The sequence below is a fragment of the Candidatus Alkanophaga liquidiphilum genome (assembly GCF_053996935.1).
Window position 1 is genome coordinate 1 of record NZ_JBMXYC010000016.1, and the last position, 17,007, is coordinate 17,007.

Below are 17,007 nucleotides of genomic sequence, written 5' to 3' on the forward strand. Positions count from 1 at the left end.
TAATTATTATCTGCTGGGCTGTTGCGGAACCTATAAGCTTCTTATATTTGTGATATTCTTCGTCGGTATTCCAGTCAAACTCGCCGCTGAAGAATGATTTCTGCGTTTATAGTTTATCTCGTTATACATTCGAGAGCAGTTATCTGCCCATTCATGCAGTATCGCTTCTTCCTCTTTACCCGGATTCAGGTTGAAGGTGTTTGTCCGCTTTATCGCCGCCATTGATTATTTATGTCCTTATACTTATAAAGGGATACGAGTATGGGGAAGATGAATTATGCACGCTTCATCGCTACCGCCCTCCATACCCCTCGCATTCATCCCCGCCCTGCGAGGCTTTCTGCGAGAGGCATGGTAAGCAGGCGCTTACTCGTAAGCGGGCTTCCCAAACTCCCGCTCGTAAGCCCTGCAGAACGGGCATATCTTATGGTCTATATTTTTTACAAACCAGTATGCCAAGCCTTTTTTCCTATTCCGTGCCCTCTTGCATATTGGGCATACTTCGGCACAAAACCTCGCCCGTCTGTTCATCGTTAATCGTAACCGTTCTCCTTTTAATTATGAGTTGCTCAATTAGACAGGTGGCGGCGGCGGGGCATGAGAAACGCAAAGATTGTCCTGCGGGATTTGGGCAGCATATTTGAGGTGGCGGGCGGCGTCATGCTGTTGCCGTTGGTGGTAGTGGTAGTTTTTGACGAATTTTACCTCATGAAGCCGTTTTTGGGCATGGCGCTCGGCGTGCTTGCCGCCGGCGCCCTGCTCAGGTTTGCGTTTAGGAGAGCTGGAGACACAGAGCTGAAACATGCAATGGTGTGCGCCGCCCTTTCTTGGCTGTTGCTGGCGTTGGTGAGTGCGACGCCGTTTGCGTGTTGCGGGATGAGCTTTCTCGATGCATTTTTCGAGGCGATGTCCGGCTGGACTGGCACTGGACTTACGATGATTCTGGAGCCGTCGAAGCTTCCGAAGACGCTCCAGTTCTGGCGTTCGCTGATGCAGTGGGTAGGGGGCGTCGGCGTTATTGTATTAATGCTCTCGGTCCTCGCGAGACCGGGGACCGCCTCTTACCACCTTTACGTGTCCGAAGCCCGAGAGGAGAAAATAAAGCCAAGCGTCGTTTCGACAGTGCGGACAATCTGGTGGATTTACCTCGGCTCCACGCTCGTCGGCGTTCCACTACTCTGGCTTTGCGGCATGCCGCTCTGGGCGGCAATAAACCATACGATGACCGGGATAAGCACAGGCGGCTTTTCTGTAGTGAAGGGAAGCATTGGTGCCTACGACAATATCCGGGTGGAGCTTGCGCTACTCCCGATAATGATTTTGGGCGCCCTGCCGTTCCTCATACATTACAAAGTGCTCAGCGGCGAGCTTAAGGCGTTCTTTAAGGACGTGCAGTGCCGCTGGCTCTTCTTTTTGATTTTTGTCTTGCTGTTGCCGCTCCTGCTTGAAGTTGCGGGCGTGCCGCCGCTGTCGGCGTTGTCGTCGCTGTCGGCGTTGTCGGCATGGGCATCTTCGCTATCGGCGGCGTTTCGAGAGTCCATCTTCCAACTGGTCTCGGGGCTGACGTGCACCGGTTTCCAAACAGCAAATATCTGCTCGTGGACGCCGGGCGCGAAATTAATACTGGCAGCGGCGATGCTCGTCGGCGGCGCCGCAGGCTCGACCGCTGGCGGTATAAAATTGTTGAGAGCGGCAGTCGTCTTCAGCAGCCTTCGCTGGTCGTTCCGAAGAATGTTGCTGCCGAAAACCGCAGTCACATACTTCAGACTCGGCGAGCGGGCTTTGGATGAGAAGGAAGCCAGCAGGATACTAATGGAGGTGTGTTTCGTGACTTTGTTGTGGTTTTTGTTTTTGCTCGTCGGCGTGATTGTGCTATCGCACGTCGCCCCGCCGCCCTTCGACATAAGCGACGTCGTCTTCGAAGTCGTATCGGCGCAGAGCAACGTCGGGCTCTCTACAGGTCTCGCAAGCCCGCACCTGCATTACTTAGGGAAAATAGTTATCATCTTCAACATGTGGGTCGGACGCCTCGAAATCATACCGGTGCTGATGCTCCTCAGGGCGCTCGTTAGGGGCTTTGAACCTTGGTAATGGTATTGTGAGGCTTGTTAAATTAGGATTTATAGCCCCGCTTTTTAGTAAGAAGGGAGGAGGGGCATAGCGGCGATCCATGCTTCCCACGGGCTCGCGCACCGTAGTACAACACGGAACGCAGGCAGGCTTAACTTCCGGGTTCGGGATGGGTCCGGGTGTTTCCCTACCGCTATGGCCGCTATGCAGTTTGATGTTGCAGGGGTAAGAACTTAAAACTTTCGGCTTGCTACGTTAGGGCTGCAAGAGAGACATACCTGCCTCCTCCCAGCAAGCATCGGGAACTTTTCTTTTTGTTCATTCTCCAAGACATCATCGCGGAAATCACGACTCCAGCGGGTTCAAGCCCTGCTCCATGTCTTTTATGTAGGGTTTGAGTTTCTTTTCCATGTATTTAGTGAAGAGTTTGATTGTGGCGGCTCTCGGCGCTGCAACCCTCGTCATCCCAAAATACTCATCGATGAGCGTATAGACCCACCTGAAATCGTGCTTCAGGCACGCTGCAAACAGCATCCAATGCTCAGGCAGCATCTTCTTCATCGTGAAAAAGCTCTCAGCAGTTAAATTCCCAATCGGCACGAAGAACAGAGGCACTATTAAAGACTTATACCCCCGTAGGTCCTCAATTAGCTCAAGCGTCTTGAGAACGTCCTTCGCCTCCTCCCTCGGCAAGCCCATGACGAGCGTCGAGCACGGCACCCAATAATTCTCCTTAAGAATTTCGTGCGCCTCAAGGACCACCTCTCGCCACTCTTCGGGTTTAAAGGGGCGCACTTTGCCCTGCATGTGCAGTTCTACGAGTCGTTCCGAACCGGTTTCGATACCGGTCTGCCCAGAAGCCCACGGATTTTCTTTCGTGCCAACTTCCATTATCTCACTGAGTTCGCTCACGAGGGCGGGCTTCGCAACGACGGATGCGAAGGCAAAATGTGAAATTCCGATGTCTAGCGGGCGGTTCTCTTCAATGTAGAGCCGCTTCACTGCCTCAAAAAGCTCAATGACCGCTTGTTCGTTCGGGATGACGCCGTTTGCCTTATAACGGAGCACGTCCTCAGCGTGTAGCAAGACCCGTCCGACTTTCCGCAAGTTCAGCCGCACTTCCTCCAAGATGTGCTCGGGCGGTAGGCATCGGAACTTTAGCATTGTCGGGTTACAGAACTTACAACCGCGCCCACAACCGCGGGCGATTTCAACAAGCCCGTTCACAGTCGCTCCTTTGATTTTTGGGAATTTTTCAAGCGGCACGACCTCACCGTGCACGAATCTCGGCAGCTCCTCGCCGTTCACTGCCTTTTTAAAAAGCTCAGGCGCCACGAGCTCGCCCTCACCCACGAGCACGCAGTCTATACCGAATTTCATCCTGATACGTTCGTCTTCAAGCTGCCACGCCCCCGGACCGCCGACGATGACCTTAAGCTGGTGCTTTCGGATGACGGGATTCCGCATCAAGCGTCTAAAGGATATTGCGTTGAAAGGCTCCTTGCCGGCGAGGTTCGAGAACGTCGAGGATGCCGGACCAAGTCCGAGAGGGTCGTTCGTCGAGACGCCGAGAACTTTTGTCCGCTTGTCCACAGCTCGATTCAACATGTCAGGATGGACAACTACGACCTCATCTCGGGAAAAGCCGTTTTCGAGGAGTGCCGCCTCTATCCGGCGTAAGCCGCAAGGCGCGAACTTTGCAGAAATACCATCGTCATCCACGGGCGCCGGCGGGCAAAATAATTTTTCATAGATGTATTCGGGGATTGCGGCGGGAGCACATGCGGCAAAGCCCAAAAACTCCCCCCTATGGTAATCAGACATTAACGTTTTGTCAGCCGTCAATACTATCTCTACCATATTTCTCTCCTCTTGCCCCTGTCATCAATGATATTCCAAAGTTCCTAATAAAGCTTTTTTGAGCACGAAGAACCTCCTACGCAATATCTGTTCGAGCAGGAAACGGGGGCGTAAGTAAAAACTCAAGTATGCTTTACGAAGCCATTTTTTCAGCTGCTCTGCGGTCATTCCAGGGATGTTCATTACAGGCTCCAACGTCGTGTATTTCGCCCAGTTCTTCGTGAGCAGCAGTCCCCTTTTTAGAGCGAGCTCAAAGAGCTTCGTTCCTGGGAATGGCGTGCACAGCGTGAACTGTGCGTATGTAGGCTTTAGCTTCTTTGCGAGCTTTATTGTGCTTTTTATCGTGCTTACGGTCTCGCCGGGGACGCCGATGATGAAAGATGTAAGGACGTTCAGTCCTGCCTCCTTTAAGGTTTTGACGGCGCGCTCAGCCTTTTCGAGCGTGGTATTCTTTCCGATGATGTCAAGGATGCGCTGCGAGCCCGACTCCACGCCGACGTAAACGCTATGGCACCCCGCTTTTTTCAGCTTCTCCGCAAGTTTCTTGCTTACCGTGTTTACATGGGAGGAACAGCTCCATGAAATTTCCAAACGCTCCCTTATCATCAGGTCGCATATCCTCTCAGCACGCTTCTTACTGAGAGTGAAGGTGTCATCCAAGAACTCTATTTCTTGGATGCCATATTCGTCCCTAAGCAATCTGAGCTCCTCAATGATGTTCTCCGGCGAGCGAGCTCGCCATTTCTTGCCAAATAGCGTTGATGATGCGCAGAAAATGCATTTGAACGGACAGCCGCGGCTCGTCATCACGTTGCCGAACCTGTGTCCGGAAATTTCGTATTTTCCCATGGGTAGCAGGTCGTACGCCGGAAACGGGGGCTTATCGAGATTTTTCATGAACGGGCGTGGCTCGTTGCTTCTTATTTCAGATTTATGCCTGAACGTTATTCCGCTAACGTTCTTCAGCGGCAGCTCCCGCTTCCAAGCGCTCAGAAGCTCTTTAAGTGTGAGTTCGCCCTCACCTCTGATGACGACGTCAATAGCATCGCACTCTGCAAGCGTCTCCTCCGCCGTGAAGGTTACGTGCGGACCGCCCATGACGGTCTTGACCTCGGGGTTAAGCTTCTTCGCCAGTCTTGCAACGGCGTAAGCGTCATAGATGGCAGGAGTGGTCGTAGTTATGCCGACGACATCGGGCTCATACTTCTTAAACTCACGGCGAAGGTCATCTAGCGTGTAATCCAGCGTCAGAGCATCCACTATTTTCACATCATGCTCGTCCCTGAGCGTCGCTGCCAAGTATGCCAAGCCAAGGGGCACGCCGGTCGTGCCGAGCACCGATTTTATGACGGAAGCGGAGTTCGGCTGGACGAGCATGACCCGCATATTCTCACCTATTAAGTATGCAGCCAGGGTCGCCGGCGAGGTAGTCGCCGGTGTAGCCGTAAGCACGGGCACGGCACCCCCCGCAGTAATAGCGGAACTTGCAGACGCTGCAGTGTCCTTTGAGCTTCGAGCGGTCCCTGAGGTCGTTTAAAATCTCGTTACTCGCCCAGAACTCCTCGAAGTCCACCTTCATGATGTTTCCGAGTGGCAGTTTGAAGAAGACGCAGGGCATGAGCGTGCCGTCGGGCTCGACAGCTATGTAGCAGCGTCCGGCGCCGCAGCCGCCGATGAACTCCGCAAGCCCTTGCAATTTACCGGAGAGCCGAGGGTTATAGAAGTGTGTCGGAACGAGGATTTCTTCTTCATCGCCCTTAAGCCTCTGGAGGGCGACCCTTGCGTACTGCGGCGCCGTCGTTAATACATCCAAGCTGCTGCCCCGGGCTTGCAGCTCATCCCTTTTATCAAGAAGCGTGTTCAGGAGCGTCTCCCGCTCCTCGGGGCTGAGGTCGTATTCCACGATCTCGACGCCCCGCCCCGAAGGCACAAAGTTGAAGCCCATGAACCAGCGCACGCCGAGCTCGTCGCAAAGCTCTATGATTTTGGGCACCTCCTCGATGTTGAACCTCGTGATCGTCGTGGAGACATCTACGAAGATGTCGCCGCCGGCGGCGACCACGTTCTTAATGCCCTCAAGCGTCTTTTCAAACGCGCCGCTCACGCCCCTGAACGCATCGTGCGTCTCTGCGCTGGCGCCGTCGAGACTTATCTGGACGAACTTCACGCCAGCATCGCACATGCGAGCGGCAACATCTTCGCTGATGAGCGTGCCGTTCGTGGCGACGCCCACATACATGCCTTTATCCGCCGCATAGCTTGCAATATCAAAGAAATCTTTACGCATCAGCGGCTCGCCCCCAGAGAATGCGAGGATAGGAACGTCGGCGTCTGCAAGTTTGTCCACGACGAGCATCGCATCTCTGGTGCTCAGCTCTTTTGAGGCTCGAGGGTAGGGGGCGGCGGCGTAGCAGTGCTTACACCGCAAGTTGCACTTGTATGTGAAATCCCAAACGACGAGGAACGGCGAGCCCGGGACGAAGGGGCGGCGCACGCCGAACTTCTCAATGCCCCTGAGGACGCAAATCAAGCCTTTGCGCCAGTGCTTGTCTTTAAAGCGCTCGCGCACGGCGTCCTCGTCCATGCCGAGCGCCTTGCCGCCTCTTTTTAAGATTCTGGAGATTATTGAGGCTGCAGCTCTGCATTTTACGCAGGCATTTTCTAGTTCACCGACGTACAGATCGAGGGCGACATTCAGCCTCTTGCCACACTCGCACTCTGCATCCAGCAACCTCAATAAAGACCTAACGAGCGGGTTTCCGACCACAAATTCCAGAAGCTCAGCATCCTCGGCTCGCATCCCTCCCTCCTATATTTCGAAACATCTTGAAATGTTTGAGGTCTTCACTAATAAAGCTTTCGCGCCGCACATGCTCGGCACGTATCTGAACGCTTTTGCGGAGTTCGTGGCTATGCAGGAGAAGCGCTCGAACGCCGGCGAGACCACCATGCACGTATCGCAGACAACTCTTACGCCGAGCCGCTTCAACTCTTTTATTGCCGCGTTCTCACGCTCTGCGAGCCGTCTTGCGACGAATACGAAAACTTCATGCTTGGACTTAACGCTGCGTAGAAGCCTGCAAAGCTCACGAAGCTCTTGCGTAGAGCAATGAGGGCAGCCGAAGGCAAGAACGGCGTCCTCGGGTATTGAAGCATCAAAAAACTCTTTTATATCTTTCTTCTCTATTTCCACAACCTCTGAAGGCTTCTCGTAGGAGAGAGCTTCGGGAGTTATGCCTTTTTCGCCCTTGACAGCATGGAACATGCCGACACTACCTGTTGCGCCGAGCGCTGCCGAAAGTGCCTTTAGATCGTCGGCATTCGGCATCGTTTTTAGTTTGAAGAAGGGAATATTGTCATCTGCAATTTTCCCGACGAGGTAGCCGAGCGCCCCGTATTCGGCGGCGTCGGAAAGCTCGCACTCTACATCGAAAAGGATGCTCGGCGCACGCTCCTCGTCGAGGTGTAAGCCGTAGAGTGGCGTCTTACCGACGAGGGCGGCGGCGAGCGCCGACGGCGCCCCCTCAAGGTTCGTTCTCGCGCCTAAGACGGAATTCACGTATATGACGGCAGAGGACTCTGCCCACGAGATGTGCTCGCCACGCTCCGGAGCGTATCCGATTAAGTAGGGGGTGCAGGTGCACTCCGGAAGCACGCCGAGCTTCTCGTAAGCCTTAAGAACCTTCATCTGTTTGAGTGCAAACTCTTTGGAGACGCCCAGCTCCCGCCAGCGCTCCTTGTCCATTCCGATAGGGTTGAGTGTTGTCTGCACCTTCACTCTTGCGTCAAGGCTCTCGACAAACTCGTAGGCGTCCCCTATGGTTTTATACGAAGCCCCCGAAACATGTGCGCTTTTTATTGGGATTAAATGAGGCGCCTCGTTTATATCCCCGAGCGCAACGAGAATTTCCATTGCTTTCCTTAGACTCTCGCCTGCCTCCCCGTCGTAAATTCGTTCTTCTTCTTTCGTTAGATACATTTGACGTTAAATTGGAACTGGCGGCGGATAAGCATTCCGTTACATCGCCGCCTCTAAGGGAAAAGTATCAAGTAGGGAGAAGAGAACAAAAGGTAGGAATGCATGTTCAGACCACTTTAAAGGGTTTGGAGGATTGGACGTTCAAGGACGCAAACACGCAAGAGCACATACATGTGATTCACCCTTATCCTGCAAGGATGATTCCCCAGATAGCACGAAGGCTGATAGAAAAGTATTCTGAGAGGGGTGCCGTGGTTCTGGACCCTTTTTGCGGTAGCGGGAGCGTCTTGGCAGAGGCAAAAATACTGAGACGGCACTCCGTAGGCATTGACATAAATCCGTTAGCTTGTCTGATAGCGAAAGTGAAGACAACACCCATCTCTCCAAAAATTCTCAACAACGCCTTTGGCGAGGTGCGGAAGAAGCTGAAAAGGATAAGCGTCAATAAAGAAAAGCTTCCCAGGTTCTACAACGTAAACTATTGGTTCAAGGCGAAAACGGTTGAGGAGCTCACAGCCATCAAGAACGCCATAGATGCGCTTAGAGGGCAGGATGTGCGGGATTTTTTCTACGTTTGCTTTTCTAAGACCGTGAGAAGTGTTTCATTATGCAGGAGCGGCGAATATAAGCTGTATAGGATGTCTGAAGAGGAGATAAAGCGGTTTAACCCTGATGCATTTAAGGAATTTATAAAAAACGTAAAGGCTGGAATCGAGGGTATGAGGGAGTTTTATGCAAGGTGCGAGCAGGGCGATGTAGCTCGTTCGATTGTGATTAGAGGAAACTCAAGGCGCATCCCCTTAAAGTCGGGATCTGTTGACTTAATAGTGACTTCTCCGCCCTACGGCGACAGCAGAACTACAGTAGCATACGGGCAATTCTCACGTTATTCTTCGTTATGGTTAGGATTTGAAGAAAGGGACGTGAGAGATGTTGATAAGGCTTCCTTGGGAGGAGCGTTTGTTAAATTCAAATCCCGGAATGTTCGATCTAAAATCCTCGATGAAACTCTGCAAGAAATAGTTAAAAGGAGCGTAAAAAGGGCAGAAGAAACTGAGGCTTTTTTCTCAGAGCTATGGGAATGCTTGTCGGAACTTTCAAGGGTTCTTAGGGAAAATGGCTATGCGTGCATAGTCATAGGGAACAGGACTGTCAGCAGAGTTAAAATGCCAACGGACCAAATTATCATGGAAATGGGAAATGAGCTGGGACTTGAGCATGTGCGCACCTATTATCGAAGAATCCCGACAAAGTGTATCCCTTGGGCTAACGCTCCTGAAAACATCGCTGGACTGAAATGTGAAACTATCGCCAACGAGAGCATAATAGTCCTTAAAGCTTGACCTTTTGTGATTCTCTTGAGGTCCCAAATATATCCAAGAATTTTCGACACCCAGCTCTTAAACTTCTCATAACCTGATCGCATATTTGGGAGACTCAAAGAACGATACAAATATATTACCAAGAATCTTGTGAAGTTTTCTGAGAGTATAAGCCTCTTCTCGGATTCTCTCCACCTCACGGACTTCTTGGATACTACCACAGCATATTTAGGATTTAAAGTTTCCACATCAGGAACCACGACGTTTGGCTTTCTCTCATTTATGACGGGCATTTTAGGCGAGGTATATCTATGCCGTTCCTTTGATAATCTTTTTAATGTAAAATTGATAGAGGATTTGGAGATGAAATAAAAATAAGGTTCTTTGAAGCAGATATAAGTAAACGATAGGGCGACGTCAAAACCCGCAAAAATATTAATCAGAGAGCCAACAGAAAATCATGCGTTACGACGTGGTCATCCTTGACATGGACGGCACGATTCTCGACTCGCGGGGCAATGCTGACATTGAATACAAATGGGCATACGACGCCTTCGAACGGACGCTTGCGAGGTTCGGCGTCAGGCTGACGATAGACCAGATAAATGAGTATTTTCTCAAGCCGTTAATTCTCAGAGGGAGGCTAGGGGTTTTGGAGTTTTGCGAGCGTTTTGGGCTAGACTGCGAGCTTTTTTGGAGCTTCAGGGAGCAGGACGTCATCGATGCGAAGATTGATGCGATGCGGCGGGGTGAAATAAAGCTCGTGAATGCCGCAAAGCGAGTGCTTTCGTATTTGAGTCGGAAATACGAGCTTGCAGTAGTCAGTGACTCGCAGCAGGAGTGTGTGGATTTCGCAATGCAGCATTTCGGGCTGACGCCGTTCTTTAAGTTCTGGTATGGGCGGGGGTCGCGCCTTGAAGATATTGACTTCAGGAAGCCTAACCCGCATTACATCAACCTCGTGCTGCATAAGCTCCACACGAGAGAAGCCATTTTGGTGGACGACAGTCAACTTGGCGTTCTCGCTGCGAAACGTGCGGGTATAGCCTCCATTCTCATTTTGAAAGAACCTATGAAGATAAAATACGAGCCCACGCACGTCATAAGGGACCTGACGGAATTAGAGATGCTACTCTAACTCTCTGGAATCTCTCCTCTCCCGCTCCAGCCTCTTGCTAACGCCGCGCGCAGCATTTGCTTCAGAACGGCACGGGCGTTCTTTAGATGCGCCATTGCTCTCCTCAGCTCCTTATTCACCGCCTGCAGCGCTTTCAAATCTTTTTTGTCAGCTCTCGCGAATTTCGCCGCCCCTGCATCGTAACTCTCCCCCGCCTGCCCCAACCAGTAATTAAATTCATCAAGTAGGTCCCTCAGCTCCGAAACATCCTCCCCCGCATTTTCAAGAGCATTAAGTTCGCTCTCGAAACTTGCGGAGAACTGCTGCATCTCTCTTAAGACAATTCCCGTCTGGTTAAGGAGTATAAGTGCGGTGTCATATTCCGCACGCACATGCACGCTCTCCCAGTCCTTCTTTATGCTTTTAGCCAGAGATTTAAGCTCTTTCTTGGTGTTAGCGGATTCTACTTCCGTTTTTTTCTGTTGCAGTTGTGAGAGACATCCATCTAATCTCCCAGTCTCTCCAGAAGGCAAGATTCCCGCACGCTCCGCACGCTCGACATATGGTCTCGCGAGCTGAAGTTCCGCAATCAGGTAATCAATGGCTTTGAGCATGTAGTCTTTTGCAGCCGCCTTTAACTCCGCTTCCCCATTTCTGCATCTTAACTCCTTATATTTCTGTTTTGCGTCCGAAAGCTTCTGAGCCGCGATCATATATTCGTCCTTTGCAGTAACGAGCGCTTTTTTCAACGCTCCACACGACTCACCACCAGCCGCTCCGAATTTCGCATCTGCCTGCATCAAAACGCTGCTCATCGGCAGCACTGCAAGCAACATGATGAAAATGCTACAAAGCACCCTAAATAAGAGACCTCTCACCACAAATCTCTCCTCCTTTCTACTTCCTGTTTTTTAAAAAATAAAGTAAAAGGAGTATTAGATGTTTTGCCATTTATGCGTTTCGATTTACCTACCGTTGGGCTTTGCGGGTTTAGTTACGACGATTTGGATGGGCCACTTGTGGGTCTCGAATTCTCCACAGCCGCGTAGTATTGCCATGCCATCACCGCTTGCCGAGAGCCTCCCGTCCCTGACTTTTGCGAGGATAAACATGTCCGTGCCTTCGACATGCACAGTCCCGTTGCCTTTGTAAATCTTCACGCAGCCGAACGTCCATACTTTACCATCGCCCTCAACGCTTATCTGAAAATCCTCGCCAGCGATGAGCAGTTTCCCGACGCCCTCTAAGGTGACATTGCCCGTGCCATAGAGCAGGACAGCGCCGCTACCTTCAGCGTAGAGCGTGCCGTTGCCGACTATTCTCTTCGCTTCAGCGGGTGCGGCGAGCGTTACGAGCGCGCAAAGCATCAATGCCCCGATTATTCCCACCACGAACGCACCCGTTTTTATACCTTTTTTCATATTATCACCTCCTCTCAGTTTAAGGCTCGGCGACGCCGTAGCGGTAACGCCGCCAAAGCCTCGCAGAACCATAATTTTTAGAATAAAATAACGATACTTTCGAGTTTTACAGAATAAAGCTTTATAAAGGTTTATTTTTCCGTTTAAAGCTTTACATTTCCTTTTTTACCTTTACTGCAAATTATATTTACTTTACGCTCGTATTAACGAGAGAATGGTGAAAGCGAGAGCGTTGTTACTATTGTTGCTGTTCCTGCCGCTTTTTCAGACAGCGGCGGCGAGCGTTGTTCACGGCACGATTTACGAATGGTCGAGTCTTGAACCTTTGAGCGGCGTCATAGTCGAGGTCAACTCCACGCCAAAGCAGCGATTCGTGGCGAAAAACGCGGAATACTCCTTCAGCCTGCCCGTCGGCACCTACCAGATTCAGGCGATGTATTACGTAGATGAAACTCTTGTTTACTATTCCGAAGAGAACATTACTGTATTCGAAGATGGGGATTTCGTTCTCGATCTGATAATGCTGCCCGTTATTGGGGAGGGGCTGCCGTTCGACTATGGCGGCGAGGTGCCGGAGTTTGATGAGGATATTTTCGGCGAGGGTGATTTTCCGAGCTTTGCTGTCGCAGCGGCGGCGAGCGTTGTTGGCGTCTTTGCTGCGGCGTTGCTTTTTCTCACATTAAAGCAGCGTAGGCGGCGGGGTGCGCCTAAGATGCAGGAAGAAATGCGGAGGGAGAAAGCTGTTGAAGAGAGGCGGTGGGAGTTGGAGGGACGGCAGGGGCTGCCGAGCGATTTACGGCTGGTGCTTTCAATAATCGAGAAAGAGGGGGGACGAATTACGCAGAAAAACTTGAGGAAGAAATTGCCATATTCGGAGGCTAAGGTCAGTTTGATGCTTGCGGATTTGGAAGACAGGGGGCTCATCAGGAAGATTAAAGTGGGGAGGGGCAACATAATTGTCCTCAAAAATTACCGCAAAAAGTAACATGCCCGCCGCTTACTGCATTTCGTTGCTAAGCTCTCAGTCTCGGAGGGCTAAACGCTTAAAATATGACCCCCCGCTCTTTCATAAATTCCCGGAGGACAACGGTGGCGTAGCCGCTCTTCGGTAGTGAGAAGCGGAGCCGCACTTTCGTCCTGCCGGCGTGTAGCTCGTCTTCGCCGACCTCGAATCTCAAATTCTGCAGCCGCAAAAGAACCTCACGCCGCCAGCCACGAGATGCAAGTTCTGGAGCCACCTTTACTTTGAAATCCTCAAGAGCGACGCCTTCCCTGTCTAAGACCCGCTGCTCGATTTCGCCTTGCAAGCCGTCCGCAAGCTCGGTCTCGTAGCCAAAGAGCGGGGCGGTGACGAAAGCACGCTGCCGTTTCACGAGACGGTTCACGCCTTCCAACTTACGCTCAGTGACTTTTTCCGTCCTGCTGACGTCCGGGAAGCCGTCCGCACCGCGATAACAGACGATGTCGCCGACGAGCGCCTCTGCGAACGGCACGCCAAGCTCGGCGCACGCTTCAAGGCGATAGCTGAGCGTTAGGTTGAACAGGTATGACTGGTAAGCGTGCACGAACATCCTACGCAGGCTCGAAGGCAGCGAGCGCAACGCGCCGAGGAAGTCGTTATCATCTCTGACGAGGACGTTAAGCATCGCTTTCTCATAACGCAGGAACGGCGGCATTTCTCTTAGACTCTTTTTGAACATACCTTCGGCGCAGAGGCGTCTCGCATTTTTGGCAGCGGCGCTCTCTTCGGGAAAGATTTCCGAGAGGTAGGTCAGGACCGCCGCTCGCAGCTCGCCGCACACGAGATGTTTACCGACGATGTGCGTGATCGGGCGGCTCGTGCCGAAGCGTTGCACGCCAAAGAAGTTGGGGACGCCGCCCACCTTCAAAATCTCGGTGGCTACCGCTTTCACTTTTGCTTCAACCTCGTCGAGAGCTCCGCTCACGTCTCGAATTACGACATCGAACTCATTTCCGCGGAGGTCGCCCAACGCTACTGGCTTCTTGGAACGTCCCAAAACCTCGATTTTAACTCTTGGAAGCTTTACCTTCTCAATATCTTCCTCGGAAATGCCCCACACGCTCATCTTCTGCGCCGCCACCGCAAACTTGTCCTTCGTGCCAGCAAAGCCTATTCGCTTCGTCCCGATTCTAAGTGCTGACGCAAGCTCCTTCACTAGCTGTAGGGTGTCCCAGTTCTCCTTCATCACCCTCAAAATAAGGTAGTTTCCATCGCTATCCGCTTCCCAGTCGGTTATTTCCTCGACATGGAAGTCCGAAGGCATCGTTTTTATCCTACCACCTATGCCTTCTGCTGTCGTGAAATAGAAATTTATGCCAAGTCTCCTTTCCGCCTCAGGAGCGCTCTTCAGTTTGATTCTCATTTCACTCGGCTTATTCCTGCCCCCGGCTCACTCTTCATCCTCCACGTCCCAAAGCCCCATCTCTATCCTCACGGCATCAAGAAGCCCGTGAGCGTAATTTATGCAACCGAATGCCGTCAGCACGTCGCCACGCTCCAGATAAAAGCGAGCATCTTCGTAGTAACGTGTGGCGAGTTCTACTATCCTCTTTAACTCCGCCCTCGGCTCGGAACTTAATGTGGAGAGGAGCTTTTCCAGAATCTTCTTAAACATAACGATGTCGTTTTTGATTCTCTGCACGCCGTCTTCACTCATCATGCTTGTTTGAGTCAGAGCATTTAAAAGCACGTCCTCTTTCAGTAGTGACCCACAAAAGCTGGCGAGCGGCGGCGTGTGGCGAAGTGTTGAGCGATGCGTCATGCCAGAAGGCGGCTGAGCCCTATACTCCCCTCAAAGACCTCCTCCGCAGGACCGGTCAAGTAGGCGCCGTTCTCGGCGTCGCCTAAAATTTCGACGATGAGATTGCCGCCCTGTGTATGCACGAGTATTGGGCGTCGTGCGTCCACGATGCGAAGTTTTGCAAGTGTGAGCGCTGATGCCGTCGAGCCCGTCCCGCACGATAACGTCTCGCCGACGCCCCGCTCGTAGGTGCGCACGCTTATCTCGTTCTCACGGACTATCACGACGAAGTTCACGTTCGTCCTGTTCGGAAAAGCTTTGTGACGCTCTATCGCCCGTCCCAGTCCTGCAACGTCAACCTCGTCGAAGCTACGGACTATCAAAACCGCGTGCGGGTTGCCGATGCTCAGCGCCGTCAGCTTGAAACGCCCGTAGCCCCCCACATGGAACTCTTCGTCGAGCATATGGAAAGAGGGACGTCCCATGAAGACCCGGACGGCACCGTCTTCCAAGACTTCCGGCGTGATGATACCGCCCAGCGTTTCAACATCGAACTTCCTCTTACGCACGATACCGTGCTCATAAACGTATCTTGCGAAGCAGCGGATGCCGTTCCCGCTCATCTCCGCTTCAGAGCCGTCGGCATTGAAGATGCGCATACGCACGTCACAACGCTCCGAGCTGCACACGAAGAGCACGCCGTCCGCACCGACTGAGAAGCGGCGGACGCAAAGGCACCGAGCGAGCTCGCCTTTCCTCTCTTCAGGTATTTTATCATCACGGTCATCTATGAGGATGAAGTCGTTGCCCGCCCCGTGCATTTTGACAAAGCTCAGTTCATCCACATCGCCCACCCCACATTGCGTCCTTGACGACCGCCACCAGCTTTGTCGTCATCCTCGCCGTTCAACTCGCTCGCCTTCGCCGTAGAACAGCGCCAACGCCCGCATCGGGCACGCATTTATACAAACGCCGCACTGCACGCACTTCGCTTCTTCGAGGGCGACTTGCCAGTCGGCGTCGAAGCGGAAAACACCCTTCGGGCATATAGAGACGCAGGCGCCACAATGCACGCACCTCGTCTCGTCCCAGACGATTAGCTTCTTTAATATTCTCACTTCGACGCCTCGCTCCTTAAAAAGCTCGACGACCCGCCTCGCTTTGTCATCTGGGACGTCAACAACAACTTCCGCATGGACAGCATCCACGTATGCTCTGTCTATGTTTATCTTTGCGCCCGTTTCCAGAATGATTTCTGCGGTGTAAGGGCGCTCATGTAAATACGACGGAAACCTCAACAGCAACTTCATCCCGCTCACCTACCAACGAGCTTGCTTATCTGGTCGCTCGTCACCATTCCCAAAACGTGCCCTTCGTCGTCAACGACAGGCATCGCAGAAATGTCAAACTGCTCGAACTTACGCACGACGACGTCCACAGGCTCGTCCGGCTTCGCAGTCACCACCCGCCGCGTCATGATTTTGTCGAGAGACTCATACTTAAAAGCCACAGCCAACGAGAGGTCCCAGGCGGTCACGATGCCCACGAGCTTGCTCTCGACGTCCACTACGGGTATATGCGTGAATTTACCCCTAACAATTGCTTTTGCCACGTCCTCCAAGCTCGCATCCTCACGCACCACCTTAAACATCCTGGACATCACGTCTTTTACCAACGGTAGCTCCCTCGTCTGCTTCATCGGCTTCACCTCACCCACCGTCGGCAACCTCGCCACCGGCTCGGTCAATAAAAACTCGCCACGCTCTATCTGCCGTTTCAGCTCCTCGGCAACCTTCTTCGCCATGTGAAAGCTTGAGAGCGGAGACGCCGGCACCTCTTTCCCCTCTATCTCTAATTTCCCGGATTTTAACTCTTCATACGTTGCCATCCTGACCACGGGGCGGTCCCGCCTTGGCACGCCGTAATCAACGACTTCTGTGACAATTTCGGCGTCGGAGACGCCCGTGCGCTTCGCAATCTCCTCATTCAGCACAGGTATCGGCACGCTTATACCCACGTAGAGCGTGACGCCATATTTGTAAAAAACTGCAGCTCTCAAAAACTCCTTCCTCATCTTTTTTAAGTTTCCTAAAACCATAAGCGTGCCCTTCTTTTTCAGGGGTTCATGCTGCGTCCCCTCGCCGATAATGTAGCCTTTAGCGCCGCCCACGAGTATGCGGGTGCCGACGCCGAGCACCTCGTAATCCGGATCGTTGCAGAGCGGAGAAAGCTCCCCGGCGCCGCAGAACGTTGCGTTCCCGTAGTTGGGGAGCAGTGTGCCCATGTACGTGTAAAGCGTCCTGTCGGTCGAGTTCGTCGCCGCACTGTATCGTTGGTAAGCATTTCTCGGGTTGACCATGACGGCTTGGTTGAGGTCGGCGAGCGTGATTTCGGTCTCGATGCTCCTCCGCGGGTAGCAGTCGGTGCCGTGCGCAATAGCCCGCACCTCCACCCCCTTCCCCGAAATCAGCTCCTC

Annotated in this window: 16 protein-coding genes and 1 rRNA gene; 4 read left to right on the forward strand and 13 right to left on the reverse strand. The window is 52.5% G+C overall.

The features are described from left to right. Positions 1 to 366: 366 nt before the first annotated feature. Entirely contained in the window at positions 367 to 531 is a 165-nt protein-coding gene (locus ACXJJA_RS02130) for a hypothetical protein (protein WP_456486582.1), read from the reverse strand. Between the two features lie 66 nt (positions 532 to 597). Here ACXJJA_RS02130 and ACXJJA_RS02135 point away from each other — a divergent pair, with 66 nt between their 5' ends. Continuing rightward, positions 598 to 2,091, forward strand: a complete 1,494-nt coding sequence (locus ACXJJA_RS02135; RefSeq protein WP_456486583.1) for a TrkH family potassium uptake protein — start codon at positions 598 to 600, stop codon at positions 2,089 to 2,091. 64 nt (positions 2,092 to 2,155) lie between these two features. On the opposite strand, the gene rrf is transcribed toward ACXJJA_RS02135, so the two are convergent. From rrf to ACXJJA_RS02160, 5 genes are all read right to left on the reverse strand, one after another. Then, positions 2,156 to 2,277: ribosomal RNA gene (gene rrf / locus ACXJJA_RS02140) — 5S ribosomal RNA — on the reverse strand. 138 nt (positions 2,278 to 2,415) lie between these two features. Next, the gene (locus ACXJJA_RS02145) at positions 2,416 to 3,930 is read right to left on the reverse strand and encodes a B12-binding domain-containing radical SAM protein (RefSeq protein WP_456486584.1); all 1,515 of its coding nucleotides are present in this window, start codon (positions 3,928 to 3,930) and stop codon (positions 2,416 to 2,418) included. A gap of 24 nt (positions 3,931 to 3,954) precedes the next feature. Continuing rightward, positions 3,955 to 5,316 (reverse strand): B12-binding domain-containing radical SAM protein, encoded by a 1,362-nt coding sequence (locus tag ACXJJA_RS02150; RefSeq protein ID WP_456486585.1) that lies wholly within the window; start codon positions 5,314 to 5,316, stop codon positions 3,955 to 3,957. A 4-nt stretch (positions 5,317 to 5,320) separates the two neighbouring features. Next, a complete protein-coding gene (gene gms, locus ACXJJA_RS02155; RefSeq protein WP_456486586.1) occupies positions 5,321 to 6,730 on the reverse strand; it encodes a glycerol monoalkyl glycerol tetraether synthase in 1,410 nt (469 codons plus the stop codon). Between the two features lie 9 nt (positions 6,731 to 6,739). Further along, positions 6,740 to 7,909, reverse strand: coding sequence for an aconitase X catalytic domain-containing protein (locus ACXJJA_RS02160; RefSeq protein WP_456486587.1), 1,170 nt, complete (start codon positions 7,907 to 7,909; stop codon positions 6,740 to 6,742). Positions 7,910 to 8,007: 98 nt separating this feature from the next. Between ACXJJA_RS02160 and ACXJJA_RS02165 the strand changes: the two genes are divergently transcribed. Together ACXJJA_RS02165 and ACXJJA_RS02170 are read left to right on the forward strand one after the other, a co-directional pair. Then, positions 8,008 to 9,252 (forward strand): DNA methyltransferase, encoded by a 1,245-nt coding sequence (locus tag ACXJJA_RS02165; protein WP_456486588.1) that lies wholly within the window; start codon positions 8,008 to 8,010, stop codon positions 9,250 to 9,252. A 439-nt stretch (positions 9,253 to 9,691) separates the two neighbouring features. Then, positions 9,692 to 10,369 (forward strand): HAD family hydrolase, encoded by a 678-nt coding sequence (locus ACXJJA_RS02170; RefSeq protein ID WP_456486589.1) that lies wholly within the window; start codon positions 9,692 to 9,694, stop codon positions 10,367 to 10,369. On the opposite strand, the gene ACXJJA_RS02175 is transcribed toward ACXJJA_RS02170, so the two are convergent. Together ACXJJA_RS02175 and ACXJJA_RS02180 are read right to left on the reverse strand one after the other, a co-directional pair. Then, entirely contained in the window at positions 10,366 to 11,229 is an 864-nt protein-coding gene (locus ACXJJA_RS02175) for a hypothetical protein (protein ID WP_456486590.1), read from the reverse strand. The two genes, ACXJJA_RS02170 and ACXJJA_RS02175, sit on opposite strands and share 4 nt — an antisense overlap. A gap of 84 nt (positions 11,230 to 11,313) precedes the next feature. Next, positions 11,314 to 11,769 (reverse strand): hypothetical protein, encoded by a 456-nt coding sequence (locus ACXJJA_RS02180; protein WP_456486591.1) that lies wholly within the window; start codon positions 11,767 to 11,769, stop codon positions 11,314 to 11,316. A gap of 214 nt (positions 11,770 to 11,983) precedes the next feature. On the opposite strand from ACXJJA_RS02180, the gene ACXJJA_RS02185 reads away from it, so the two are divergent. Continuing rightward, the gene (locus ACXJJA_RS02185; protein ID WP_456486592.1) at positions 11,984 to 12,754 is read left to right on the forward strand and encodes a helix-turn-helix transcriptional regulator; all 771 of its coding nucleotides are present in this window, start codon (positions 11,984 to 11,986) and stop codon (positions 12,752 to 12,754) included. Positions 12,755 to 12,812: 58 nt separating this feature from the next. Here ACXJJA_RS02185 and truD read toward each other — a convergent pair whose 3' ends face one another. From truD to ACXJJA_RS02210, 5 genes are all read right to left on the reverse strand, one after another. Further along, positions 12,813 to 14,153 carry a tRNA pseudouridine(13) synthase TruD gene (gene truD, locus ACXJJA_RS02190; RefSeq protein WP_456486593.1) on the reverse strand — a complete coding sequence of 447 codons (1,341 nt, stop codon included), beginning with the start codon at positions 14,151 to 14,153 and terminating at the stop codon, positions 12,813 to 12,815. Positions 14,154 to 14,180: 27 nt separating this feature from the next. Continuing rightward, positions 14,181 to 14,450, reverse strand: a complete 270-nt coding sequence (locus ACXJJA_RS02195; protein WP_456486594.1) for a DUF357 domain-containing protein — start codon at positions 14,448 to 14,450, stop codon at positions 14,181 to 14,183. 98 nt (positions 14,451 to 14,548) lie between these two features. After that, positions 14,549 to 15,376, reverse strand: a complete 828-nt coding sequence (dapF, locus tag ACXJJA_RS02200) for a diaminopimelate epimerase (RefSeq protein WP_456486595.1) — start codon at positions 15,374 to 15,376, stop codon at positions 14,549 to 14,551. A 48-nt stretch (positions 15,377 to 15,424) separates the two neighbouring features. Continuing rightward, entirely contained in the window at positions 15,425 to 15,841 is a 417-nt protein-coding gene (locus tag ACXJJA_RS02205) for a 4Fe-4S dicluster domain-containing protein (protein WP_456486596.1), read from the reverse strand. A 5-nt stretch (positions 15,842 to 15,846) separates the two neighbouring features. Then, positions 15,847 to 17,007, reverse strand: a 1,161-nt coding sequence (locus tag ACXJJA_RS02210; RefSeq protein WP_456486597.1) for a homocysteine biosynthesis protein, incomplete at its 5' end; no start/stop codon positions are given.

Excerpts from the sequence above, each read along its gene's own strand:
- ACXJJA_RS02185 (WP_456486592.1), top strand. The coding sequence starts at position 11,984 with ATGGTGAAAGCGAGAGCGTTGTTACTATTGTTGCTGTTCCTGCCGCTT.
- ACXJJA_RS02205 (WP_456486596.1), bottom strand. The coding sequence starts at position 15,841 with ATGAAGTTGCTGTTGAGGTTTCCGTCGTATTTACATGAGCGCCCTTAC.
- ACXJJA_RS02145 (WP_456486584.1), bottom strand. The coding sequence starts at position 3,930 with ATGGTAGAGATAGTATTGACGGCTGACAAAACGTTAATGTCTGATTAC.
- ACXJJA_RS02180 (WP_456486591.1), bottom strand. The coding sequence starts at position 11,769 with ATGAAAAAAGGTATAAAAACGGGTGCGTTCGTGGTGGGAATAATCGGG.
- ACXJJA_RS02170 (WP_456486589.1), top strand. The coding sequence starts at position 9,692 with ATGCGTTACGACGTGGTCATCCTTGACATGGACGGCACGATTCTCGAC.
- ACXJJA_RS02135 (WP_456486583.1), top strand. The coding sequence starts at position 598 with ATGAGAAACGCAAAGATTGTCCTGCGGGATTTGGGCAGCATATTTGAG.
- truD (WP_456486593.1), bottom strand. The coding sequence starts at position 14,153 with ATGAGAATCAAACTGAAGAGCGCTCCTGAGGCGGAAAGGAGACTTGGC.
- gms (WP_456486586.1), bottom strand. The coding sequence starts at position 6,730 with ATGCGAGCCGAGGATGCTGAGCTTCTGGAATTTGTGGTCGGAAACCCG.
- ACXJJA_RS02130 (WP_456486582.1), bottom strand. The coding sequence starts at position 531 with ATGAACAGACGGGCGAGGTTTTGTGCCGAAGTATGCCCAATATGCAAG.
- ACXJJA_RS02160 (WP_456486587.1), bottom strand. The coding sequence starts at position 7,909 with ATGTATCTAACGAAAGAAGAAGAACGAATTTACGACGGGGAGGCAGGC.
- ACXJJA_RS02165 (WP_456486588.1), top strand. The coding sequence starts at position 8,008 with ATGCATGTTCAGACCACTTTAAAGGGTTTGGAGGATTGGACGTTCAAG.
- ACXJJA_RS02195 (WP_456486594.1), bottom strand. The coding sequence starts at position 14,450 with ATGATGAGTGAAGACGGCGTGCAGAGAATCAAAAACGACATCGTTATG.
- ACXJJA_RS02150 (WP_456486585.1), bottom strand. The coding sequence starts at position 5,316 with ATGCGGGTCATGCTCGTCCAGCCGAACTCCGCTTCCGTCATAAAATCG.